We start from the raw sequence: 22,487 nt of genomic DNA, 5'->3' as shown, positions 1-22,487 counted from the left end.
TGGGCAGACCCCGGTGAGAAAAGGGACCCGCTCCGTCCACGAACGCACGCCTGCTGCTCCGCGCACCGCACGCCCCGGAAGTCCCGTTGCAGCCCGGAGGCCCACCGTCCGAGCAGGCGCACCTGCCTTCACGCCTCCGCGTCCCGTTGCAGCCGGGGGACGCGGCCCGTCGGCCGGGGCCCCGGGGCCAGGGCCAGCGGCGGGACGTAGAGGCCCAGCCGCTCGCGCTTCCACCAAGTGCCGGCGCGGCGCCGCGCTTCCAAGTCCGACATCTTGTAGTCGTAGAGCACCGCGCGGACCATGCGCGGCGGCTTGTCCGGGAAGGGATTGCTTGCGAGCAGCTCGAGCACCTCGGGCGAGCCCTCCAGCAGCCGGCCCATCAACGCGAGGAACCAGCCCGTCGGCGCGCCGAGCGCCGCGAACCACATCTGCCAGTCCAGCCTCGGCTGATGCGGCGCCACCCACCGGGGCGGACGCCCCAGGTCTCCGACCTTGTAGCGGAAGGGATATTCCTTCCAGTGCTCTCCGTCGTCGGAGCCCTCGATGAGGATTTCCGGCCGCTCCACCGTCATCACGCTGAAGAGGCCATACGGATTCACGGAGCGCAGCGGACGCGCCTGGGACTCCAGCCACCCCAGCGCGCCCAGGACGCGCTCCGAGCGGCGCGGCCACCAGTCGAAGCGGCGGAGCACCTCGGATGCGCCGAGCGCCACCACCGGCGCGGCCACCACCGCGGACAGCACCGTGCGCCACCAGCGGCGGGGCCGGGCGGGCGCGTCGGCCTCGAGCGGCAGCACGTGCCGCAGCGCCGCGTCGTCCAGCAGCCACAGCCCCAGCGCCAGCGCCTGGACGTTGAAGAAGCCGTAGTTGCCCGTGGCCGCGATGCTGCCCTGCAGCCCGGCGAAGACCCAGAAGGCGAGCTGCCGCACCTTCCGGGGCGCGAAGGTGAGGAACGGCAGCCCCGTCTCCAGGCCCAGCGTGGCCGCCGTGGTGGCGCGGTGGAACCACTGCGGCAGGTGGTGCGCGTACCAGCCGCCGCGCGTGGGCAGCGGCGCTGTCTCGTAGTAGTGGTCCATCGCCGTCAGCTCGCGCCACGTCCTGTCACCCGACTGGAGCTTGCTGACGCCGGAGCCGAAGTAGAGGCGGAACACGAGCAGCCGGAAGAGGAACACGTCCAACGCGGAGGGCGCGTCGCGGCCCAGGCCCGGCCTCAGACCACCGGGTGCGGTGAGCGCGGACAACAGGCCCATCTCCAGCAGCAGCACGTCCCACTGGAAGGAGAGGAACTCGCGACCCGTGGCCACGTAGGAGAGGTACAGCGCCCACAGCAGCATGGCGCTGCGCCGCGGCGCGATGTTGAAGGTGAGTGCCAATGACAGCAATTGGCCCGCGCGGCACCCACGCACCAGCGCCTCATCGGACGCATCCAGCCAGAACACGGAAGGCGTCAGCCGCCACCGCTGCCAGCCGGGCTCCACCTCCAGGTGCGCGTCCAATCGCTCGCGTATCGGGCGGATGCCGCGCGCGCCGTAGAGCCCGAGCACCTGCCGCCCCAGCGACGTGAAGGCGATGAAGAACGTGCCGCCCATCAGCCGGAGGAAGGCCCAGCGCACCAGCCGGTACTCATGCGGAACCACGGTGCGTCCGAAGAGCCAGGAGTCCACCCGCGCGGCCGTGCGCCGGTTGCGGGAGATGACGGCGTAGACACCGCGCGCCGCGTGCAGCACGCCGGGCAGCAGCCCCAGCCTCGCCACCGCGCGCGTCCCCCTCCGGGGCGACCAGGCGAGCATCCGGAAGACCGCCTCGGCGCCCTGCGACAGGCGGCCGGACGGCTCCACCAACTGCATGGCCCGCCGCAGGTCCGACTTTCGAATGCCGAGCGCCTGGCGAAGCCACCAGCGGCCCGGCTTGAAGCGCACGCGCCCCCGCGTGCTCAACTGCCACCGCGCCACCCAGCGGCGGCAGAAGCCACAGTCCCCATCGAAGAGTACGAGCGGCCGCGAGGCCGTCCCACGCAGGAGTCGCTCCACCATGAGGGAAGGTGGTGTCCACGGAGGGACGGTGGCTGCCCCTCCCCTCCCGGACTGGCCGCCCCCGGAGCAGGAGGCCCGGCGAGCCCGCGGCCCCACCGTCCGTCGGTCCAGGTGACACGTGGACGGGGTGCCTACGTTTCTCGGCATGAGCGAGCCCAAGGGGAAGGCAAAGCGGGTGGTCGAGGTGGTCCCCGGCGTCCACCATTGGACCCTCTCCGACGAGCGCATCGGCGGCGCGCGGAGCGACGCGTACGCGGTGGTGGATGAAGACGGCGCCGTCGTCCTCATCGACCCGCTGCCCATCGACGAGGAGCTGCTGCGCCGGCTGGGCAAGGTGACCGCCATCGTCCTGACGGCGGGCAATCACCAGCGCTCGGCGTGGCGCTTCCGCAAGGACTTCGGTGCCCCGGTGTGGGCGCCGGAGGGCGCGCAGGGACTGGAAGAGAAACCGGACTTCTTCTACGTGGCGGGCGACACGCTGCCAGCGGGCATCGTCTCCTTCCACACGCCGGGGCCGACGGAGGCCATGTACACGCTGTGGATTCAGCAGCACCCGCGCAGCGTGGCCTTCATCTCGGACCTGCTGACGCATGCGGGCCGGGGCACGCCGGAGTTCGTCCCAAGCGAGTACCAGGACGAGCCCTTCCGCACGCGGCACAGCGTGCAGCGCATCCTCGACCACCTGCCGGTACAGACGGTGTGCTTCGCGCACGGCGCGCCCATCGTCGGAGAGGGCGCCGCGGCGCTGCGCCGCGCGCTGGAGGAGGACTCGGAGTCCCCCACCGCGCCGGCGCCCTGAGTCAGAGCGCGCCCTCGCGCACCAGCACGTGCCCCGCGTCCTGACCGGGTGGAACGAGGTGCAGCACCTCGCCCGCCTCCGCGCGGTCCAGCAGTCCGCTCAGCGTGGGCAGGTCGGTGACGGAGATGCGCCGCGTGGGGGCCGGGGACGACCTGCGCTCCATGGCCTCCGCGACGCGCGCACCGTCCGACACGTCCGTCTCGTAGACGAAGGTGCGCTCGCCGTACTCGTGTCCTCCGGGCACGCGGCCCACCAGGCGCAACGGGCCGAGCCGCGCGTGGACGCGGACGCTCGGGTTGTCCCACTGGGCCACGCCGCGCAGCCGCTTCGCGCGCAGCATGTTGAGCGTGAGCACCTTCACCCACGCCGCGGCGCCGGTGCCCGGCAGGAAGCTCAGCAGCGACACGCCGATGAACAGGCCCGGCGTCACCGACGGCGCCGCGAAGTACGCCGCGCCGATGGTCGGGTCCTCGTCGGCCAGCCCCAGCTGCTCGCGTACTTCGGGCTTCACCATGCGCGCCGGACACCGCAGCAGGCCGATGGCTCCCGGCAGCAGGTACAAGTCGGACAGCACCCAGCGCGGCACCCCGATGCCGCCGAAGGCCAGTTGGTTCAGCGCGAGGTACTGCATCGCCAGGTCGAGGTTCCGCTCGGCGGGCAGGTAGTGTACCGGCACCCCGAGGGGTGACAGGTCCAGCGAGTCCGCGTGCTCGCCCGAGCCGAGCGCCATCATCGACACGCCCGGGTGCTGGGCGAGGAATGCCTCCGCTTGCCTCGTCAGTGCGCTCGCCTCACGCATCGGCTTCGATGTCCTTCGCGACAGTCTCCAGCCGGTACTCGTCCGGAATCCGCACCGCCGACGCGTCCACCTCCGCGCGAGACACGAGGCAGCGCGAGGAGCCACCGCCCTTCTCACACAGCTCGCGCATGGTGAGCGGCACCACGCGCATGCCCAGCAGGGCCAGCCGCGCGCGCACCGCGTCCTGCACCACCGAGGGCGCGAGCAGGTCCCTTCCGAGCGGCAGCCCGTTGGTGGCGTAGTGCTTGATTTCGTCCTCCGTCACCACGAGCAACCGCTGCTCACCGAACCGCTCGCGCAGGCGCGCGTACGAGTCCGGGGCGATGACTTCCGGGCACACCATCAGCCGGTCCACGGCGGACAGCGGCAGCACGGCCATGTTGCCGTGGAAGGCGGGCTCGCGGACCTGCACGCGCAGCACCTCGCCGGGGAAGTGGGACGCCGCGGCCTCCAGCCCGTCGAGCGTGGTGCGCCCGCCCCAGAACAGCAGCGTGACACCGTCGAACGTGGCCACGTCGCCGTGCGCTTCCCAGATGCCCACGCCCGGGTCCACCACCTCCATGCCCATGCGGCGGGCCAGCGGAGCCCAGTGCTCGCGCTCGGCCTGCCGGTGCGCGCTCATCATGCGCGGTAGCAGGAACAACGGTGGCGCACCTTCGCGCGGAACGACCTGCCCGCACTCCGCGGCGTAGGGCATGCCGGTGAGCAATTCGGAAGGTGACGGCAGCGCCACCACCGTGCCGCTGCGCGCTTCGATTTCTCGCGCCAGTGCCAGCCACTCGAGCCGGGCCTGGCGCGCGTCCACCTGCGGGGCCTCGCGGCTGCGGAAGTTGTTGCGCCCGCGCAGGGCCCACGCGCGCCCTGGCGGCGACATGAGGAAGAGGTCCATGGTTCTTTCACTTCTACTCCTGGCGCCTCGCGCACCGCCACCCGCGCGCATTCCCCGAAGCGGCCTTCCGAACGAGCCCTCCACGCAGGGCGCCTGCCCGGGCGCACCGGCCTGTAAAGGCTTCCGACGGAAAAGGCGCGCGGACGTCCACCGTTCTCCTCCTTGCCGAAGCGGCCCGAGGCGACACCACGGGCGCACGCACGGGCCGACACCCCACGCGCCCCTCAACACGGAGAGCACCCGCATGAGCACCGACAAGAAGCTGAAGAAGGTGAAGGAGCTGTTCGTGCAGGACCTGGCCCGCATCCACGGAGGCGCGGGACAACCGCAGAAGGACAAGCCGCCGAAGTGCCCGGAGTTCACCACCCTCGCCTGTGGCGAGGAGCCCAACGGCTGCTCCGGCTGCTAAGCGCTGAGTCCTCTACCCCGGCGGGAGCCTCGCATCGGCTCCCGCCGGTCCACTCCCACCTCCGGCCTCTTCAGGACGCGACTGTTCCCAGGACTCCCTCACGTTCCGAGCGGCGGACTCGCGGAATGAACCTTCCTTCCGCTGCCTCCTCCGGGCGAAGGACTCGCGGAATGAACCTTCCTTCCGATCCATCTCTTCAGGCGGCGGACGCGCGGAATGGGCCTTCCTTCCGCGCCCCTTCGGGCAGAGGCCTCGCGGAATGAACCTTCCTTCCGCTGACACCCCTCCGGGCGCAGGACTCGCGGAATGAACCTTCCTTCCACGGCCCCCTTCAGGCGGAGGACTCGCGGAATGAACCTTCCTTTCGCTGCCACCACTGCGGGCGGAAGACTCGCGGAATGAGCCTTCCTTCCACGCCCCCTTCAGGTGGCGGACGCGCGGAATGAACCTTCCTTCCACGCCCCCTTCAGGCGGAGGACTCGCGAAATGAACCTTCTTTCCGCTGCCGTCAGCCGCCGGGCAGAGGACCCGCGGAATGAACCTTCCTTCCGCTCCACCCTGCGGGCGGAGGACTCGCGGAATGAACCTTCCTTCCGCCGTCCGCCGTCCGCCGTCCGCCGTCCGGGTGGCCCTGTCACCCGATTCCGTGCAAGCCGCACCCACGCCCTGAATCCGTCCCGCGAAGTGCACGCTGGCGCACCCTCGGCGCATCTTCTTCGTAGTCACCCGGCCGTGGCCGGGACAGGCTCCCACCCCACGTGGACGAGACGAGCCTTCCCGACCCCGAAGCCCTTCGCACCCTCTTGAAGGCCGCCCTGGAGCTGCCCGCGCTGCAACCGCACGCGTCGCGCCTGGAGCGGCTCGTGGACGACTACTCGCGCGGCGTGGCCCGCAAGGACGCACCGCTCGGCGTGGCGCTCGTGGGAGCCACCGGCGCGGGCAAGTCCACCCTCCTCAACGCGCTGGCCGGACAGCCCCTGTCGCGCGAGGGCGTGGACCGGCCCACCAGCACCGCCGCCACCGTGTTCGCTCCAGAAGGCGCCTCCGCGGACGCACTGGCCCAGACGGGCGCGCGCGTCGTCCGGTACGCGCCCGGGCCACAGGGCCTCTGGGGCGGACAGGTGTTCATCGACACGCCGGACCTCAACAGCGTGGCCACCACCCACCGCGACGTCGCACGCGCCGCGCTGGAGCGCGCGGACGTGGCGCTCGTCGTCATGCACAGAAGCAGCGTGGCCGAGGCCTCGCAGGTGGAGTTCCTCGCGGAGTTCGCCCGCCGCCGCGCGCTCGTCTTCATCCTCAACTTCGCGGACGAGCTGTCCCCCGAGTCGCGCGAGTCCCTCAAGGCCCAGGTGCGCCGCGTGGCCTCCGAGCAGTACGGCCTGCCGCAGCAGGACGTGCCCGTCTTCGCCATCAGCGCGCTCGCCGCGAAGGACGGCCGCGACGTGTCCGGCGAGTTCGGCGCCCTCCTCTTCCACCTGCGCGGGCTGGCCACCCAGGCCGTCGCCGCGCGCGTGCGGCGCACCAATGCCATTGGCGCGCTCGAAGAGGTCCACTCACGCGTGGACGCCGCGCTGAAGGAGACGGACGCGCTGCTCGCGCGCACCCGCGACGCGCTGGGCTCCGGCCTGGAGAAGGCCGCGGAGGGCCTGCGCGCGGACTTCGACGCGCGGCTGCGGCTCGCCCACGGGCACCTCGCGGCGGAGGTGCGGCGTCAGGCGGGAGGCCGCTTCTGGGGCCCCGCGGCCTGGGGACTTCGGCTGTCCCTGTGGGGAGCGAGCGGGCTGGGCGCGGCGGCCCTCGTGGGACGGGCCAGCCTGCCCGCGGGCCTGGCCGTCGCGGCGGCCTCCACCGCGCTGGATGCGGTGCGCGGACGCACGCGCGCCCGTGCCGCGGAGACCGCGGTGGTGGAGCCCTTCGAGGACGACTTCGGCGTGGAGTCCGCCGCGCGCACGGCGCTGGCGGAGGCGCGCAGCGTGGTGCGGGCCGGCGGCCTGGAGCCGGCGCTGCTGGGCGTGCCGGACGTGGACGCACTGCTGGACGCGGTGCGCGCGGCACGCGCCGGGGCCTGGCGCTACACGGCGACCACCGGCGTGGGCGAGGCGGTGGCCGGCTGGTGGCGCACCGCGCGCTGGCTGGTGTTGCCACTCATCAACCTGCCGCTGCTCGGCCTCCTGGGACACGTGGGCTACCGCGTGGTGCGGGCCTACGTGGAAGGCCCCCTGCTGTCGTTGGAGTACTTCATCAACGCGGGGGCCTTCTTCGCGCTGCTCTCCGGAGCAGGCGCGCTGCTGGCGTCAGCGAGTCTCGCTGGGGCCGCTCGCCGTGCGGGTGCGGCGGGGCGTGGCCGTTTCGTCGAGGCCCTGGCCGCCCTGGGCGGGAGGCTGATTGAGGCCGTCGATGATGGACTGCGCCCCGGGCGGGAGGCCGCGAAGCGCCTGCTGGCGCTCAGGTGACATCGAGTCCACGGCCTGACCCGGCGCGTGCGCGCCCTCGTTGTTGGCCATGAGCGTCTGCTGGCCCGCGTCCTTGCAGATGGGCGCGGAGACGCGCGTGTCGCGCACCGGGTCGCCAAAGCCCGCGAGGCGCGCCGGGACGGATGGGTTGTTCCAGCCCTTGCCCACTTCACGTGCCACCTTGAAGTGCAGGTGCGCACCGCAGGCCCAGCCGGTGGAACCGGAGAAGCCGATGAGCTGGCCCTCGCGCACGCGCTCTCCAGGCTTCACCACCACCGCGCTGAAGTGGAGGTACTGCGTCTCCAGGCCATCCCCGTGGGAGATGACGACGTAGTTGGCCTGCGGCGCGAACTTCTCGTCGCAGCCACCCGTGGAGCTGTCACCGCGCGCCAGCCGCACCACCCCGTCACGCGCCGCGACGATGGGGGTGCCGTCCGGCATGCGGAAGTCCCAGGCGAAGGTGTCGTTGTACTGATGGCTACCGGTGTCGTGACCCTGACTCACCGTGTAGATGCGACCACAGGCGAAGGGGACGCCGACCTCGGGCATGTCGCCCTGCAGGGAAGCAGTCGAGGGGGGAACCGCGGGGGCCGAAGCCAGGAGAGAACCAAGGAGGAGAGCGGAAAGGTTCATATCGGGGCGGGCTGGAAACGGAGGCAAGTGCCCCCGATATTTCCCAGCGCATTTTCCCAGAAGCCCGCGTGCTACGCGACCGGGGGGCCTATGCTCCGTTCTCCTCCATGGAGGGTTCCGCGCATGGCTTCCGAGGGAAAATCACAGCGGTGGGGTTGGAGCCTCTGTCTGCTCGTCTGCCTGGCGTCCTGCCGTGGCGGACCCGAAATGAGGGGGACTACCGCTCCGGAAGGGCCGTCACACGCACCGTCCGCCACCCTGGCCGTGGTGGGGGTGACGGTGCTCCCGATGACCACCGGCACTGACGCGCTGCGGGATCAAACGGTGCTCGTGGACAGCGAGCGCATCATCGCAGTGGGGCCCTCGGCCTCTACGCCGGTGCCCCAGGGCGCGGCGCGGGTGGACGGGCACGGGCGCTGGCTCATGCCCGGGCTGGTGGACATGCACCTGCACCTCCAGCCGGGAACCGGGCAGGCGCAAGACGCGGCGGGCCGGCAGCTGCGGCTGCTGCTCGCCAACGGCGTCACCACCGCGCGGGCGCTGGGAGCCGCGCCAACGGGGCTGGAGCTGCGCGCGCGGGTGATGAAGGGCGAGGTGCTCGGGCCCCGGCTGCTGGTGGCCGGCCCGTCCTTCCACGGCAAGTCGGTGCAGGGACCGGAGCAGGCCCGGCAGCGCGTGCGTGAGCAGAAGGCGGCCGGGTTCGACCTGCTCAAGACGCACGGCGGGCTGGGACGCGAGACGTACGACGCGATGATGGCCGAGGCGAAGGCCCAGGGGCTGCGCGTGAGCGGCCACGTGACACAGGACGTGGGGCTCGCGCACGCGCTGGAGTCGGGCCAGCAACTGGAGCACCTCGACGGCTGGCTGTCCGCGCTGCTGCCGCCGGGCGACAAGGCCGTCGTGGACCAGCTCGACTTCACCGACGCGGTGGAGCGGATGGACGCGGCGCGCATCCCCGCGCTGGCGGAGGCGACGCGCAAGGCGGGCGTGTGGAGCTCACCCACGATGGAGCTCTTCGAGCTGCTCTCCAACGCGGACCGGGTGGACACGCTGCGCGCGCGGCCGGAGCTGCGCTACGTGCCCGCCGCCGCGGTGGAGGCGTGGACGAAGGACCTGTCGGACCCGGAGCTGGCGGGGGCACCCGCCGCGCGAAGGCAGCGCTTCGTGGAGCTGCGGCGGCAGGTGGTGAGGGGACTGCACGCGGCGGGAGCGGGGCTGCTGGTGGGCTCGGACTCGCCGCAGTTCTTCATGGTGACGGGCTTCGCGGTGCACCGGGAGATGGAGGCCCTGGCCGCGGCGGGCCTGCCGACGCGCGCGGTGCTGGAGGCGGCCACGCGCAACGCGGCGGAGTACCTGGGCGAGTCCGCCGAGTGGGGCACGGTGGCCGTCGGCCAGCGCGCGGACCTGCTGCTCCTGGATGCGGACCCGCGGGAGGACGTACGCCACACGCAAGCTCCTCGCGGCGTGGTGCTGCGCGGCCGGTGGCTGCCGCGCGCGGAGCTGGACGCGATGTTGGCGGAGGTCGAGGCCGCGGTGAAGTCGCCGGCACCGTGAGCGGAATCCCGGCGATGCACTGAGCGCCGTGCCCGAGGCGCGGCGTCGTGCGCCCCAGCGTCCCCTCCTCCTCTCACTCCCGCTCGCGCTGGACGAGCCAGGTGGAGATGGCGCGCTCGCACTCGGCATGGCGGTCGAGGAAGGCGAAGTGCCCGCTGTCCAGCTCCACGTACGTCCCGCGCCGGCCCAGGCGCTCGGCGTAGGCGCGCATGGAGCGGGTGGGCATCATGGAGTCATGCCGCCCCTGCACCATCAGCGTGGGCACGGACGGAGCGGGAGCCCGTGAATCGGCGCCGGACACCAGCACCAGCCCGCGCAACTCCAGGCGCGGATGGGAGACGCGACCCGCGAGGATGCTCGCGCCCACGCCTCCGTTGGAGAGCCCTCCCAGATAGACGCGGCGGACGCCCCGGCCCGCGAGCCACTCGAGCGTCGCGTTCAACGTGCGCTCGCCCCGGGGTGACCACCAGTCCCCGGCGGGTCCCACCGAGGGGCAGACAGTGAGCGCGGAGATGGCCTGGACCGACTGCGCCATCTCCCAGCAATACACCGCGAAGTTGCCGGCGAAGCCGTGGAGGAAGACGACCGCCGTGCGTGGCGTGGCGTCACCCTTCGGGGGAATGACCAGCGCGTCGAAGGACTCCGGCGACTGAAGGCCCAGGTACGTGGCGACGGCGGGCGTGGCCAGCTCTCCCTCGGCCGCGTCCATCCGTTCGAAGGCCGACTCCAGCGCGGGGATGAAGTCGCGCGCGTCCGAGCGCGGCAGGCGGCCGGAGCGCACCAGGACATGCCCCGCGAGCAGCGTCCCATCCTGCTCGGCGACGAGCCGGTTCACCCACCGGTGGCCCCCGTCCGGCAGCCGCAACGTCTCCACCTGCGTGCCCCGTGCGAAGACCAGCCGCCCCAGCGCCACGAGCACCATGAGGGCAAGCCCCGCCCGCGCCAGCCCCCGCCGTCGAGGTGGCGAGATGAGCCCGACCGACACGAGCGCGAAGCCCACGGCGTAGCCCCAGCCCGAGGGCGAGGCGCCGATGAAGGCCGCGGTGGCCATCAGCAGCACGGCCACCGGCGCGACGACGAGCCCCGGCAGGAGTGCGAGCCCGACTCCGCGCCGCGCCGCCGCGACGTGCGTCACGGGAATGGAGGAAGAAGAAGCCATGGCGCCGAGCATGCCGGCCCGCGCGGGCCTGACGGCGACACCCTGGCTGAGCGGTCTGAAAACCTTCGTGAGCGGCCGCCGTCAGGGGGAGGGCCGCCTCCCTCCCCGCCCAGGCGCGACTAGAAGGTCTCCGTGTCCTTCAGCTTCAGGTCGCCGCGGAGCTTCGCCAGGTTCTTCTCCAGCTCGGCGACGTGCTCCTCGCGGATGGGCTGGCGAGGCTTGGTGCCACCCTGGCGGATGAAGGCTCCCGGGTCCTCCCCGTACAGCCCCATGCGGAAGTCGAACTTGTGGTTGTGCTGCTTCATGTACTCGAAGCTGCACTTCTCCAGGAGGTCCGACATGCGCTCCTCCGGCACGGGGACCCCGAGGAAGGCGGCGACGCGCCGCACCTGGCCCTCCAGGTCGCCGCGCAGGTCCTCGTAGCGCAGCCACAGCACGTTGGCGTCGTGCCGGTGGGGCATCCACGAGCGCATGTACCCGTACCAGCTCCCGAAGAAGCCGTTCCCGCTCACCATGCGCTTCATGAAGCGGTCGAACGGCGAGCGGAACCGGCGCAGCATCTCGTAGTGGTGGTAGCAGGAGATGAAGGTGTCCCGTGCGTCGCGGGTGACGAAGATGATGCGCGCGCTCTTCGCCGGCTTCAGGTCCCCGTACCGCAGGTGGGTCTTGAACATGCGCGGCGACGGCATCTTCTCCATGTAGTCGAGGTTCTCGTTGCGGATGAGCTCCTCCAGGTACGGCGACTTCTGGAGGATGTGGTCGAAGTCCACGTCACCTTTTCCGAGCAACTGCACCAGGAGCATCTGCATCCAGGTGGTGCCCGACTTCGGGTACGTCGCGATGAAGATGTCGTCGGGCCGGGGTCGGAACCCCGTGCGGAAGCGGATGAACTCCCGCAGCGTGCGGCTCGTGTTGAAGACAAGGCCGGAGATGAACACCACCCCGGACACGAACATCAGGAAGGGTTTCGTCAGCCACCGCATGCGCAGGGTCTCAGTCCTGTAACCACGGAAGAAGAGGGGGGACGGGATGGTACACCCAACCAGCACGGCCCTGGCTCGCTCGCCTGCATCCAACTTAGTGACTGGTCACTCGTTAAGTTCGGAGTTATCCTCTCCGTGAAATGGCCCCGAAGAACTCCGCGCCAGAGGCGTCAAGACCGCCTCGCCGCACCCAGCAGGAGCGCCGTGAGACGACGCGGCGCAAGCTGCTGGACGCCACCCTCTCCGCGCTGGTGGAGCTGGGGCATGCGCGGCTGACGACGGTGGAGGTGGCGAAGCGGGCGGGCCTGTCGCAGGGGGCGCTCTTCACGCACTTCGACACCAAGCAGGAGCTGCTCGCGGCGACGGTGGAGCACCTCTTCCCGCGCATCATCCAGGACTACCTGGCGGGCGTGGGGGCGCGGCCGGCGGGAAGAGACCGCGTCGCGGCGGCGGTAGACATGTTGTGGGCCGCGTACCAGCGGCCGGAGCTGCAGGCGGCGGTGGAGCTGTACGTGGCGGCGCGCACGGACCCGGAGCTGCGCTCGGCGCTGGAGGCGGTGGACGGGCCGCACCGGGAGAACCTGCACCGCGTGGCGCGTGAGCTGTTCCCCGAGGTGGCCGCCACGCACCCGGAGTTCGACGACGTGGTGGAGCTGGCGCTGGACGCGGTGCAGGGCGCCGTCGTCGGTGGCAGCGCGCGCCCCAATGACCCGGCGCACCGCCGCATGCTGGACACCCTGACGCGCTTCCTGCGCGCCGCGTTCTCACCCACCCCGGAGCGGCCTCGCCGCCGCTCCCGTCCATAGGAGGCCCGTCATGGACGCGGCTCACATCCCCGATGTGCTCACCCCCGTCATCCCCGTCTTCGTCCTCACGGTCATCGCCGAGGCGTTCTGGGTGAAGAAGCTGAAGGACGCGGGCCGCCCAGTGGTGGGCCACACCTGGAAGGACACCATTGCCAGCCTCACCATGGGCCTGGGCTACTCGGCCCTGTCGCTGGGGTGGAAGTTCGTCGCCTTCGCCGGCTACCTCGCGCTCTACGAGTGGACGCCCTTGCGCATGGGCTCGGGCGTGGTGGCCTGGGTGCTGCTCTTCTTCGCGGAGGACCTCTGCTACTACGGGTACCACCGCGTCCACCACGAGAGCCGCTTCTTCTGGGCGTCGCACGTGGTGCACCACTCCAGCGAGCACTACAACCTCTCCACGGCGCTGCGACAGCCGTGGCTCGTTCCCACGAGCTGGCCGTTCTGGGCACCGCTCGCGCTGCTGGGCTTCCACCCGGCGATGATTTTCATCCAGCAGGGGCTCAACCTGCTCTACCAGTACTGGATTCACACCGAGGCCATCGTGAAGCTGCCGCGCCCGTTCGAGTGGCTCTTCAACACGCCCTCGCACCACCGCGTGCACCACGGCGCCAACCCGCGCTACCTCGACAAGAACTACGCGGGCATCCTGATGCTCTGGGACCGGCTCTTCGGCACCTTCGAGCCGGAGACCGAGAAGCCGGTGTACGGGCTGACGAAGAACCTGGAGACGTACAACCCGCTGCGCATCGCCACCCACGAGGTGGCGGCCATCATTCGCGACGCGAAGAAGCCCGGCCCGCTGAGCCAGCGGCTGGGCTACATCTTCCGCAACCCCGCCTGGAAGCCGGCGACGTCCGCGCCGCCCGAGCCGCCGCCGTCACCAGAGGCCGCGCGGCCGTCGGCATAGCCGCCGCCGCAGGCGGCATTGCCCCAGGCGCACCGTGAGGTGTTGAGCACTGGCCTTCCGTGGGGGCCAGGACTCCCCACTGCCCTCGCGAGCGGCTTCCCACCCGCATGCGGAGGCGCTAAGCCACCCGGCACCTTTGCGCGCGAAAGAGGAGCCGTCCATGACCGAGCGAGAGCTGTGGGAGCGGTACCAGCGTTACCTGTGCGTCGTGCCGTCCGTGGGGTTCTCGCTCGACGTCTCGCGCATGCAGTTCCCCGCGGACTTCCTGGAGCGGATGCGCCCGCGCATGGAGGAGGCCTTCACGGAGATGGAGGCGCTGGAGAAGGGCGCCATCGCCAATCCGGACGAGAAGCGCAAGGTGGGCCACTACTGGCTGCGCGCGCCGGAGCTGACGCCGGACGCGGGGCTGAAGAAGGAAATCACCGACACGGTGGCGGCCATCCACGCCTTCGCGCGCGACGTGCACGCCGGCACGGTGAAGCCGCAGAAGGCGCAGCGCTTCACGCACCTGCTGCTCGTGGGCATCGGCGGCTCGGCGCTGGGGCCGCAGCTGGTGGCGGACGCGCTGGGCTCGGCGAAGGACGCGATGAAGGTGTCCTTCTTCGACAACACGGACCCGGACGGCATGGACCGGGTGGTGGAGCAGCTCGGTGACGGGCTGGCGCAGACCCTGACGGTGGTCATCAGCAAGTCGGGCGGCACCAAGGAGACGCGCAACGGCATGCTGGAGGCCGGGCGCGCGTACCAGGCGAAGGGGCTCGACTTCGGCAAGCACGCGGTGGCCGTCACGGGCGCGGGCAGCGAGCTGGATGACACCGCGCGGAAGCAGGGCTGGCTGCGCACCTTCCCGATGTGGGACTGGGTTGGCGGGCGCACGTCCTTGATGTCGGCGGTGGGCCTGTTGCCGGCGCGGCTGCAGGGGCTGGACATCGACGGGATGCTGGCGGGCGCGCGGGACATGGACGCGGCGACGCGGCAGCGGGACGTGCTGAAGAACCCGGCCGCGATGCTGGCGCTGATGTGGCACCAGGCGGGCGAAGGGCGCGGCGCGAAGGACATGGTCATCCTGCCGTACAAGGACCGGCTGCTCCTGATGTCGCGCTACCTCCAGCAGCTCGTCATGGAGTCGCTGGGCAAGGAGCGGGACCTGGATGGCAAGGTGGTGAACCAGGGCATCGCCGTCTACGGGAACAAGGGTTCCACGGACCAGCACGCGTACGTGCAGCAGCTTCGCGAGGGCGTGCACAACTTCTTCGTCACCTTCATCGAGGTGCTGAAGGACCGCCAGGGCCCCGCCTTCGAGGTGGAACCCGGCGTCACCAGCGGGGACTACCTGCTGGGCTTCCTGCTGGGCACGCGCCGCGCGCTGTTCGAGAAGGGCCGCGAGTCGCTCACCCTCACCGTGCCGGACGTGAGCCCGCGCACGGTGGGCGCGCTGATTGCGCTGTATGAGCGCGCGGTGGGGCTCTACGCCAGCCTCGTGCGCATCAATGCCTACCACCAGCCGGGCGTGGAGGCGGGCAAGAAGGCCGCGGGCGTGGTGCTGGAGTTGCAGCGCAAGCTGACGGCCCGCCTGGGCGAGGCCCGCGCGGAGGCCCGCTCCGCCGAGCAGCTCGCCGCCGACATCGGCATGCCGGCCGAGGTGGAGACGGTGTTCAAGATACTGGAGCACCTGGCCGCCAACCCGGACCGGGGCGTGCAGCGCTCCGGCGGAGCGAGCCCCGCCGAGGCACGGTTCCGCGTGAAGTGAAGTGAGGTGGGCTGCTGGGAGCCCGATTTCTCGGGCTCCCTACGCTCCGCCTTCCGTCCCCGCGAGCCCCGCGCGCTCCTTCCGGCACAGCTCCACCAGCCAGTCGGAGGCGGCGCGCACGCGGGGGCTCTTCTGCAAGTCCTTATGGAACACCAGCCACAGCGGCCGCTTCGCCAGGACGCCCGCGCCCACGCGCGTCAGCCGTGAGTCCCGCTCTCCACTGAGGCACGGCAACAGCGCCACGCCGAGCCCCGCCGCGGCCGCCTCGCGCAGGACGACCGAGCTGTTGCTCTGGAGCAGCCGTCGCGCGCCCGCCGTCAGTCGCTTCAGCTCCTCGGACTCGGCACCGGAGGTGAGGGATGCGCGGTAGACGAGCACGCAGTGCCCGTGGAAGTCCCCGGGCCGGGGCGCGCCGTGGCGGCGCAGGTAGCCGCGCGCCGCATACATGGCGAAGGCCACCTCCCCTACCTTGCGCACCACCAGCGCGTCCCCCCGGGGCGGCGCCAGTCGCAGCGCGAGATCCGCGTCGCCGCGCTGGAGGTCCACCAGCTCGCTCCCCGACACCAGCTCCAAGTCCAACCCGGGGTGCAGCGTGTGCAACTCCCCCAGGCGCGGAGCGAGCAGGGCCTGGGCGAGGTATTCCGTGGCAGTGAGCCGCACGGTGCCCACGGCGCGGGCCTCCGTGGCCACCGCGTCGTGCAGCAGGCGCAGCCCGTCCTCCATCTCCCGCGCGCGGGCCACCACCGCCTCCGCGGCCTCCGTGAGGGCGAGCGTCCGAGCGCCGCGCAGCACCAGCCGCGTGCCCAGCGACTTCTCCAGCGCGTCCAGCCGCCGCCCCACCGTGGTGGCATCCACGCGCAGCTCGCGCGCCGCGCCCGCGAGCGAGCCCTGGCGCGCCACCGCCAGCAGGTACCGCAGGTCATCCCATCGCAGATCCATGCCTGCAAGAATGCAGCAAAGTGCTGCATCCATGCAGCCTTGCCGGAGTTATCCCCGCCATGCGGGGGCACGCACGGCGGCCCCACGCGGAAAACAGGAGGACGGACATGTCTCACGCGGCGACGCTGGAGCAGTCGGTGGGCCCGGCAGTGCGGAACACGGCGCAGGACGAGGCGGGCCTCACCCTGGACACCGGCCGGGGAGTTCCCTTCCCCATCCGGGGGCGCGACGGCTACGTGCTCTCCGGGACGTGTTTCCCCCACGCGGGCGCGGAATTGGGGGCCGTGGTGCTCATCAGCTCCGCCATGGGGGTGCGGCAGCGGTACTACTCGCGCTTCGCCACGTACCTCGCCGGGCGGGGCCTGCCCACCGTCACCTATGACTACCGGGGCATCGGCGGCTCGCGTCCGGAGTCGCTCACGGGCTTCGGGGCGCGGATGGAGGACTTTGGAGCGCTGGACCTGGCGGGCGCCATCGACACCGTGCGCGAGCGCTTCCCGGGCCGCCGCATCCTGGTGGTGGGGCACAGCGCGGGCGGGCAATTGCTCGGGCTGGCGGACAACGCGCGCGAGGTGACGGCGCTGCTCACGGTGGCGTCGGGCTCCGGCTACTACCGGCTGTTCCCCCAGCGGGTGCGCATGGAGTTCAACTGGCGCGTGCTGGCGCCCCTGCTGGTGAAGTCCTTCGGCAAGCTGCCCGGCTGGGCCGGCACGGCGGAGGACCTGCCCGCGGGCGTGGCCGAGCAGTGGGCGCGCTGGTGCCTGGCCCCGGACTACCTCTTGAGCGAAGGCGGCGAGCCGCGCCGCGAGGCCTACGCCTCGCTGTACCTGCCGCTGCGCGCCTACAGCTTCACGGACGACCCCATCGGCTCGCCCGAGGCGGTGAGCGCGCTGCTGTCCTTCTTCGCGGATGCGCTCGTGGACCACCGGCTGCTGTCCCCGAAGGAGCTGGGCCAGCCCATCGGCCACTTCGGCTTCTTCCGCGAGCCCTTCCGTGGCTCGCTCTGGGCGGATGCCGCCGACTGGCTCGCGGACAAGGCGCTGTCCCCGAGGTACGCGCGGGCCTCCATGTAACACCCCGGCCACCGGCCGAAGCGGTAGAACCCGAGCCCATGGACCTGGAGCTCAGAGGAAGGGCGGCCCTCGTCACCGGCAGCAGCCGGGGCATCGGCCGGGCCATCGCCACCGTGCTGGCGCGTGAGGGGGCGCGGGTGTGCCTCACCGCGCGCGGCGCGGAGGCGCTGGAGGCCACCGCGGCGGAATTGCGCGCCTCGGGCGCGGACGTCACCACCGTGGTGACGGACGTGGCCACGCAGGCCGGCGCGGTGGCGGCGGTGGACGCGGCGGTGCGGGCCTTCGGCACGCTGGACATCCTCGTCAACAACGTGGGCGGCAGCGGCGGCGCGGGCGCGTTCGACTCCGCGACGGTGGCGCAGTGGGCCTCCGTCATGGACCGCAACCTCATGTCCGCCGTCTGGTGCAGCCAGCGCGCGGTGGAGGTCATGCGCGACAAGGGCGGCGGCTGCATCATCCACATCAACTCCATCTACGGCCGCGAGTACGCCACCAGCGCGCCGTACACCACCGCCAAGGCGGGCCTCACCGCGCTCACCAAGGAGATGGCGGTGGACCTCGCCCGCCACCGCATCCGCGTCAACGGCGTGGCCCCGGGCTCCATCCTCTTTCCCGGTGGAAGCTGGGACAAACGCCGGCAGGCGGACCCGGAGAAGGTGGCGAAGCTCGTCCGCGACGAATTGCCCTGGGGCCGCTTCGGCGCGCCGGAGGAGGTGGCGGACGTGGTCGCCTTCCTGTGCTCCGAGCGAGCCCGCTGGGTGACGGGGGCCACCCTCCCGGTGGATGGAGGACAGGGCCGTGCCTTCTGACGGCGAGCCTTTGTCGCGCTCCGTGTTATGCAGGGCCCCTCGCATGAGGCCGCACGCGTGCTGAAGCTCTACAAGAAGGAAGGCGACTCGCTCCGCTACTGGGAGGCGTGGGTGCACGAAGGCGTGCTCACCGTGCACCAGGGCCAGGTGGGTCAGGTGGGCGAGGAGCGCCAGCAGCCCGTGCCCGCTGACGAGGACCCGGACATGGCCATCGCCGAGGCCGCCGGCCCGCTGGTGGACGAGGGCTATGACGAGCCCGACCCGGACACCATGCACACCCTCGTCGTCCAGTACGCCGTGGAGGGCAAGGGCTCCGGCCATGACCTGGAGAAGCGCGTCGCCGTGGAGGAGCTCCTCACGGACGCGCTCGGCTGGACGGGCAATGGCGAAGTCGAGGGCGGAGAGATGAAGGAGCAGCGCCTCAGCGTGCACTGCCGCGTCATGGACCCGGACGCGGGCGTGCGCACCGTGGTGGAGGCGCTGGACTCCGAGGACTTGCTCGAAGGCGCCAGCGTGCTCGTAGCCATCGGTGACGAGGAGCCGAAGGCCGTCTGGCCTCCCGCGGCTTCCTGACGCGTGCGGCTCAGGCCCCGGCCGCGCGGCGGCGGGGGCTGCTCTTGCGGCGGGCGCGCGCGGCCAGGTCGCGGGACATCATGGCCAGCGTGGTGGTCTCCAGGCTCTGCTTGAAGGCCGTCTCGGCGCGGCCGACCACGCCCTCCAGGTACTCAGCCACCATGGGGGCCATGTCGCAGGACTGGCTGGGCCCGGTGGGGTAGCGGCCAAGCAGCTCCGCGTCCTCCTCCACCGCCTCGTACACGTCGCGGAGGGTGATTTCCTCCGGGCCGCGCGCCAGGGACACGCCGCCGCCCACGCCGCGCTTCGTCTCCACCAGGCCCGCGCGCGCGAGGTCTCGCAGCAGCCGCCGCACCACGACGGGGTTCGTCTGGATGCTGCGCGCCATGCTCTCGGACGTCAGCGAGCCTTTCGCCTCACGCTCGGCGCAGGCCAGCATTCCCAGCATGTGCGCGGCCATGGTGAAGCGGCAGTTCACGTGTCTTCCACCCTCGGATGAAACCCATGGGTGACGTATCGCCCTGGGATTGCGCGCGCAACCCCTCGCGCGGAAAGGGGCGATGGCATGTCAACCCGGCGCCCGCACCGCGCGTCCGGGGTGGGTGACTTCAAGCCTCCGCTCGCGACACGCCCGAGGGTGGGCAAGGGTGCGTAAACACTGACTTCCAGACCTCCGCTCCCCTGCCCTCCTTCAGGCCGGGGAGCGGACGTTACCGCGTCGCGTCCATGGTGCTCACCGCCAGCTCGGCCACGTCGTCGGAAGACAGGTCCGCACGCGCGACCCGGTCCTCCTCATCGCGGTCGAGCAGACCGTTCTCGTCATGGTCCACGCCGATGCGCCACTCGGTGCCGGCGGGGACGACGGTGTACGTCAGCTCGCTGCCCTCGTGGGCGCGGGCCATCAGCACGTAGGCGTTCACCTTCTCCGACGCCCGGTCGGACTGGAACATGCCCTTGCCCGCGTAGGCGTAACCGCGCACCTGGCCCTTCTGGCGTCCGCTCACCACCAGGCCCACCCGGCCCTTCTCCGCCAGGGACATGAAGAGCAGCACGCGTCCGAGCTGCGCGGGAGTGGACCCGGTGGAGCCCAGCGTCACCTGCTGGCCCACCGCCGCGTGCGTGTCCTGGCTGTCCGGCCCGGGCGGCAGGAAGAACTCCGTCGGCGAGCCCTTCGGCAGGTCCGAGCCCGAGAAGGACAGCAGCAGCGCCACCAGGTCGGCGACCTCCTGGTCATTGTTCGGGAAGAAGGTGGGCTCGGTGACGAAGCGCGCCAGCGAGTCCACGCTGCCGTCGTGGATGAAGCTGAAGCCCGCGAGGCTCTCCTTCTGCGTGAAGTCCAGCCCCACCTTCTCGTAGAGGTTGCGCAGCTGCGGCACCTTGAGCGTGACGTTGGTGCTGCCGTCGGTGGACACGAGCGCGTGGTGGAACTCGCCCTTCTCGCCGCGCGGCAGGTCCATCCACATGGCGCCGTTGAACTGCATGTTGGTGGCCATGCCCGAAGGGAAGGTGTGGCACGTGTTGCACGCGAAAATCCCCTGCGCGAGCAGGCGCGGCGGACGGAAGATGGCCATGCCGTTGGCGGCGTCGCCGTTGGGCAGCGGCTGGCCCGCGGGGCCGAAGCGGCCGGTGGTGAAGTGGCCCGGCAGCGGCAGGTTGCGAGGCAGCGAGTTGTCCAGCTCGCGGAACGGGTTGGGCGGGAAGGTCAGCGTCGCGAGGAAGGAGCGCAGCTCCGCCATCTCCTTCGGGGTGAGCTGGGTGTCGTCGCCCTGCAGGTGCTGGAAGGCCGGGTTGAACTCCTCCAGGCTCGCCCTGTCACCGCGCCAGTGCAGCGGCTCCTTGCCGATGATGTCCTGGAGCGTCTGCGTCGTCATGGGGCCCTTCATCGGGTGCCACGAGTCGAAGGGCGGCATGCCCAGGCCCATGCCCAGGTTCTGCCCGTCCAGCGCCTTCACCGTGCCCGAAGGGTCGCCCAGGTCCCACGCCAGCCGGTCCATGCGCGCGTCCACGTGGCACGACGCGCAGGACAGGTGCCCCAGGCCGGACGTCTTGTGCGTGTCGTACAGGTGCTTGCGGCCCGCCTTGATGGCGGCGGGCGACGGGTCGAAGAACGGCACCCGGGAGACTTCACGGAGCCGGTCCGTGCTCAGCACGGAGAGGCTGGCGCCGAAGCGGTTGAGCACATAGAGCCGCTCCCGGTCCGCGTCGAAGACGATGCCCGTGGGCCCCTCGCCCACCGACACCTGCGCCAGGCGCGAGCCGCCCGGGCCCATGGCCACCACGTTGTTGGAGCCCATGCCCGTCACGTACGCCCGCGCACCGCTGGAGTCCCAGGTGACGCCGCGCGGGTCGCCGACGGACAGGTTGCGCACCGCCTGCGGCACCGTGGGCTTCGAGTAGTCCAGGTGCGGGTTGAGGTCATGCACCGCGCGGGCGCCGGGCCGGCGCGGGTCCACCACCGCCATCAGCACGCGGAGGAAGCGGCCGTTGACGTTGGGCTCGAAGCGCACCTCGTTGGTGGCATCCGTGCCCACCACCGTGACGGAGCCCGAGGGGTGCACGGCCAGCGCCATGTTGAGGTTCATCAGCCGCGTGGCGTAGGTGACGCCCAGGGTGTCGGTGTCGATGATGGCCAGGTCGCGGTCCGGCATGTCCCACCCGGTGGGCCGCCCCGACGCCGAGGCGTGCGCGCCGCTCACCAGGTCCGTCCAGTCGCCCCGGTTGTCGTCCATCCACCGGCCCCGGGCGTCCTTCTTCACGATGAGGCCCACGGCGGGCGGCGGCGGGTTGGCCGGGTTGAGCGCCGGCACGAAGGCCGTGCCCGCGTTGGGCGGCGGGTTGATGCCGCCGTAGGGGCCGCGCGCGTCGCCCACGCCGTTGGGAGGGAACGCCTCCGGAATCAGCGAGCCGCCGCCGATGAGGGTGCTGCCGTTGCCGGACTCGAAGATGGCGGCGTAGACGAAGCGGCCGTCGGCGCTCGCGGCGAGGGCACGCGGGTCCTCGCCCTTCAGGGTGATGCGCTTGGGCTCCTTGTCCGGACGGTGCGGGTCCACCACCAGCACGCGGTTGACCTGCGAGCAGGTGATGAAGGCCCGCTGCGGGCGGCCCGCGAAGATGACGTCGGCGGGCTCGTCGTCCGTCTGGACGGTGGCGCGCACGTAGCCGTTGCGCAGGTCGACGATGCTCACGCTGTCGGAGATGTGGTTCACCACCCAGGCCTCGGAGTTGCTCCGCGCACGCACCGACACCGGGTCCAGGCCCACGGGGATGGAGGCCACCAGCTCCGGCCCGCGCTTCGACGTCAGGTCGAACACCATGAGCCGGTTGTCCGCGGTGTTGACCGCCAGCAGGCGCGAGCCGTCCGGCGTCAGCTCCAGCGGGTGGACGTGCGGGTCCTCCCAGTTCACGAAGGAGCTCGAGGCCCGCGAGGCCCCCGGAGCCAGGACCGCGAGGAGACTCAACAGTACGACGGCGCGCGTGATGACACCCATCGGCGACCTCCGAGTCAGGAGTAGCGGTGCTTCTCCATTGTCTGCCTTTATCAACGCGACGAGTGCAACTCCTTGCGTGAAACAAATTAAGGCCCACATCCGCCGCCATGGGTTTGTTTCACTCGGAGGCCAGAGCTACGCGCGGCCTGGACGCCGTCACGGCTCGTCACACCCGGGCAAATCCAGACACGGCAAAGCTACAGCCAGCCCATCATCACGTAGGGAGCCGTCGCGGCGCGGCGAGTGGTGCGAAGCCCCGGACGCACAGCGCGAAAATCCTTGCGCACGGCATCCAGCAGGACGGGACTTTTACGGCGCTTGACTCGGAATGAGAAAACGAGACGCGGCTGAAACCCAAACCAGACAATCCATGTCTGGCCAAAGCTCGCAGGATTTACACGAGTATCACGAAAGGCAAACTGGGCCTG

At 71.3% G+C, this 22,487-nt stretch carries 18 protein-coding genes and 1 pseudogene; 10 read left to right on the top strand and 9 right to left on the bottom strand.

Translation table 11 applies throughout. The features are described 5' to 3' along the window. Window positions 1–128: 128 nt before the first annotated feature. Window positions 129–2,033, bottom strand: a complete 1,905-nt coding sequence (locus tag G4D86_RS10045) for a lipase maturation factor family protein (RefSeq protein ID WP_163991993.1) — start codon at window positions 2,031–2,033, stop codon at window positions 129–131. A 145-nt stretch (window positions 2,034–2,178) separates the two neighbouring features. Here G4D86_RS10045 and G4D86_RS10040 point away from each other — a divergent pair, with 145 nt between their 5' ends. Then, window positions 2,179–2,832, top strand: a complete 654-nt coding sequence (locus G4D86_RS10040; RefSeq protein WP_205519518.1) for an MBL fold metallo-hydrolase — start codon at window positions 2,179–2,181, stop codon at window positions 2,830–2,832. 1 nt (window position 2,833) lies between these two features. Here the strand turns inward: G4D86_RS10040 and G4D86_RS10035 are convergent, their stop codons facing one another. Both G4D86_RS10035 and G4D86_RS10030 read right to left on the bottom strand, forming a co-directional pair. Continuing rightward, complete coding sequence (locus G4D86_RS10035; protein ID WP_163991989.1) at window positions 2,834–3,631, bottom strand: hypothetical protein; 798 nt, start codon at window positions 3,629–3,631, stop codon at window positions 2,834–2,836. Continuing rightward, window positions 3,624–4,520: a dimethylarginine dimethylaminohydrolase family protein gene (locus G4D86_RS10030; protein WP_163991987.1), complete on the bottom strand. Its 897-nt coding sequence runs from the start codon at window positions 4,518–4,520 to the stop codon at window positions 3,624–3,626. The genes G4D86_RS10035 and G4D86_RS10030 overlap by 8 nt, the downstream gene beginning before the upstream one ends. A gap of 244 nt (window positions 4,521–4,764) precedes the next feature. Between G4D86_RS10030 and G4D86_RS10025 the strand changes: the two genes are divergently transcribed. Both G4D86_RS10025 and G4D86_RS10020 read left to right on the top strand, forming a co-directional pair. After that, the gene (locus tag G4D86_RS10025) at window positions 4,765–4,929 is read left to right on the top strand and encodes a hypothetical protein (RefSeq protein ID WP_163991985.1); all 165 of its coding nucleotides are present in this window, start codon (window positions 4,765–4,767) and stop codon (window positions 4,927–4,929) included. A gap of 758 nt (window positions 4,930–5,687) precedes the next feature. Beyond that, complete coding sequence (locus G4D86_RS10020; protein WP_163991983.1) at window positions 5,688–7,385, top strand: GTPase; 1,698 nt, start codon at window positions 5,688–5,690, stop codon at window positions 7,383–7,385. 231 nt (window positions 7,386–7,616) lie between these two features. On the opposite strand, the pseudogene G4D86_RS52725 reads toward G4D86_RS10020, so the two are convergent. Then, window positions 7,617–7,826 (bottom strand): annotated as a pseudogene (locus tag G4D86_RS52725) (M23 family metallopeptidase); the annotation flags it as partial. A 399-nt stretch (window positions 7,827–8,225) separates the two neighbouring features. Between G4D86_RS52725 and G4D86_RS10010 the strand changes: the two are divergent. Beyond that, window positions 8,226–9,572, top strand: coding sequence for an amidohydrolase family protein (locus G4D86_RS10010; protein WP_163991981.1), 1,347 nt, complete (start codon window positions 8,226–8,228; stop codon window positions 9,570–9,572). Window positions 9,573–9,645: 73 nt separating this feature from the next. Here G4D86_RS10010 and G4D86_RS10005 read toward each other — a convergent pair whose 3' ends face one another. Both G4D86_RS10005 and G4D86_RS10000 read right to left on the bottom strand, forming a co-directional pair. Then, the gene (locus G4D86_RS10005) at window positions 9,646–10,731 is read right to left on the bottom strand and encodes an alpha/beta hydrolase (RefSeq protein ID WP_240360150.1); all 1,086 of its coding nucleotides are present in this window, start codon (window positions 10,729–10,731) and stop codon (window positions 9,646–9,648) included. A gap of 119 nt (window positions 10,732–10,850) precedes the next feature. Next, window positions 10,851–11,714 carry a sulfotransferase domain-containing protein gene (locus tag G4D86_RS10000; RefSeq protein ID WP_163991979.1) on the bottom strand — a complete coding sequence of 288 codons (864 nt, stop codon included), beginning with the start codon at window positions 11,712–11,714 and terminating at the stop codon, window positions 10,851–10,853. Window positions 11,715–11,854: 140 nt separating this feature from the next. Here G4D86_RS10000 and G4D86_RS09995 point away from each other — a divergent pair, with 140 nt between their 5' ends. The 3 genes from G4D86_RS09995 to G4D86_RS09985 all read left to right on the top strand — a co-directional run bounded on the left by G4D86_RS09995 (window position 11,855) and on the right by G4D86_RS09985 (window position 15,177). Next, window positions 11,855–12,520 carry a TetR/AcrR family transcriptional regulator gene (locus G4D86_RS09995; protein ID WP_163991976.1) on the top strand — a complete coding sequence of 222 codons (666 nt, stop codon included), beginning with the start codon at window positions 11,855–11,857 and terminating at the stop codon, window positions 12,518–12,520. 10 nt (window positions 12,521–12,530) lie between these two features. Continuing rightward, window positions 12,531–13,427 carry a sterol desaturase family protein gene (locus tag G4D86_RS09990; RefSeq protein WP_163991974.1) on the top strand — a complete coding sequence of 299 codons (897 nt, stop codon included), beginning with the start codon at window positions 12,531–12,533 and terminating at the stop codon, window positions 13,425–13,427. 160 nt (window positions 13,428–13,587) lie between these two features. Beyond that, window positions 13,588–15,177 (top strand): glucose-6-phosphate isomerase, encoded by a 1,590-nt coding sequence (locus tag G4D86_RS09985; protein WP_163991972.1) that lies wholly within the window; start codon window positions 13,588–13,590, stop codon window positions 15,175–15,177. Window positions 15,178–15,216: 39 nt separating this feature from the next. Here G4D86_RS09985 and G4D86_RS09980 read toward each other — a convergent pair whose 3' ends face one another. Beyond that, window positions 15,217–16,116: a LysR family transcriptional regulator gene (locus G4D86_RS09980; protein WP_163991970.1), complete on the bottom strand. Its 900-nt coding sequence runs from the start codon at window positions 16,114–16,116 to the stop codon at window positions 15,217–15,219. Between the two features lie 107 nt (window positions 16,117–16,223). Here G4D86_RS09980 and G4D86_RS09975 point away from each other — a divergent pair, with 107 nt between their 5' ends. Genes G4D86_RS09975 through G4D86_RS09965 form a run of 3 tightly spaced genes read left to right on the top strand, consistent with a single transcriptional unit; the run spans window position 16,224 to window position 18,571 of the window. Continuing rightward, window positions 16,224–17,189 (top strand): alpha/beta hydrolase family protein, encoded by a 966-nt coding sequence (locus G4D86_RS09975; RefSeq protein ID WP_163991968.1) that lies wholly within the window; start codon window positions 16,224–16,226, stop codon window positions 17,187–17,189. Window positions 17,190–17,227: 38 nt separating this feature from the next. Continuing rightward, window positions 17,228–17,998 (top strand): SDR family NAD(P)-dependent oxidoreductase, encoded by a 771-nt coding sequence (locus G4D86_RS09970; protein WP_163991965.1) that lies wholly within the window; start codon window positions 17,228–17,230, stop codon window positions 17,996–17,998. 57 nt (window positions 17,999–18,055) lie between these two features. Then, entirely contained in the window at window positions 18,056–18,571 is a 516-nt protein-coding gene (locus G4D86_RS09965) for a hypothetical protein (protein ID WP_240360149.1), read from the top strand. Between the two features lie 10 nt (window positions 18,572–18,581). On the opposite strand, the gene G4D86_RS09960 is transcribed toward G4D86_RS09965, so the two are convergent. Continuing rightward, window positions 18,582–19,049 carry an RrF2 family transcriptional regulator gene (locus tag G4D86_RS09960; protein ID WP_205519517.1) on the bottom strand — a complete coding sequence of 156 codons (468 nt, stop codon included), beginning with the start codon at window positions 19,047–19,049 and terminating at the stop codon, window positions 18,582–18,584. Window positions 19,050–19,281: 232 nt separating this feature from the next. Beyond that, the gene (locus G4D86_RS09955; protein ID WP_205519516.1) at window positions 19,282–22,059 is read right to left on the bottom strand and encodes a hypothetical protein; all 2,778 of its coding nucleotides are present in this window, start codon (window positions 22,057–22,059) and stop codon (window positions 19,282–19,284) included. Between the last annotated feature and the right edge of the window lie 428 nt (window positions 22,060–22,487).

The sequence above is a fragment of the Pyxidicoccus caerfyrddinensis genome (assembly GCF_010894405.1).
Classification (GTDB): Bacteria; Myxococcota; Myxococcia; order Myxococcales; family Myxococcaceae; genus Myxococcus; species Myxococcus caerfyrddinensis.
This window is presented reverse-complemented; position numbering and strand designations above follow the sequence as displayed.

Coding starts and splice junctions, on each gene's coding strand:
- G4D86_RS10045 (WP_163991993.1), bottom strand. CDS start 2,033: ATGGTGGAGCGACTCCTGCGTGGGACGGCCTCGCGGCCGCTCGTACTC.
- G4D86_RS10040 (WP_205519518.1), top strand. CDS start 2,179: ATGAGCGAGCCCAAGGGGAAGGCAAAGCGGGTGGTCGAGGTGGTCCCC.
- G4D86_RS10035 (WP_163991989.1), bottom strand. CDS start 3,631: ATGCGTGAGGCGAGCGCACTGACGAGGCAAGCGGAGGCATTCCTCGCC.
- G4D86_RS10030 (WP_163991987.1), bottom strand. CDS start 4,520: ATGGACCTCTTCCTCATGTCGCCGCCAGGGCGCGCGTGGGCCCTGCGC.
- G4D86_RS10025 (WP_163991985.1), top strand. CDS start 4,765: ATGAGCACCGACAAGAAGCTGAAGAAGGTGAAGGAGCTGTTCGTGCAG.
- G4D86_RS10010 (WP_163991981.1), top strand. CDS start 8,226: ATGAGGGGGACTACCGCTCCGGAAGGGCCGTCACACGCACCGTCCGCC.
- G4D86_RS10005 (WP_240360150.1), bottom strand. CDS start 10,731: ATGGCTTCTTCTTCCTCCATTCCCGTGACGCACGTCGCGGCGGCGCGG.
- G4D86_RS10000 (WP_163991979.1), bottom strand. CDS start 11,714: ATGCGGTGGCTGACGAAACCCTTCCTGATGTTCGTGTCCGGGGTGGTG.
- G4D86_RS09995 (WP_163991976.1), top strand. CDS start 11,855: ATGGCCCCGAAGAACTCCGCGCCAGAGGCGTCAAGACCGCCTCGCCGC.
- G4D86_RS09990 (WP_163991974.1), top strand. CDS start 12,531: ATGGACGCGGCTCACATCCCCGATGTGCTCACCCCCGTCATCCCCGTC.
- G4D86_RS09985 (WP_163991972.1), top strand. CDS start 13,588: ATGACCGAGCGAGAGCTGTGGGAGCGGTACCAGCGTTACCTGTGCGTC.
- G4D86_RS09980 (WP_163991970.1), bottom strand. CDS start 16,116: ATGGATCTGCGATGGGATGACCTGCGGTACCTGCTGGCGGTGGCGCGC.
- G4D86_RS09975 (WP_163991968.1), top strand. CDS start 16,224: ATGTCTCACGCGGCGACGCTGGAGCAGTCGGTGGGCCCGGCAGTGCGG.
- G4D86_RS09970 (WP_163991965.1), top strand. CDS start 17,228: ATGGACCTGGAGCTCAGAGGAAGGGCGGCCCTCGTCACCGGCAGCAGC.
- G4D86_RS09955 (WP_205519516.1), bottom strand. CDS start 22,059: ATGGGTGTCATCACGCGCGCCGTCGTACTGTTGAGTCTCCTCGCGGTC.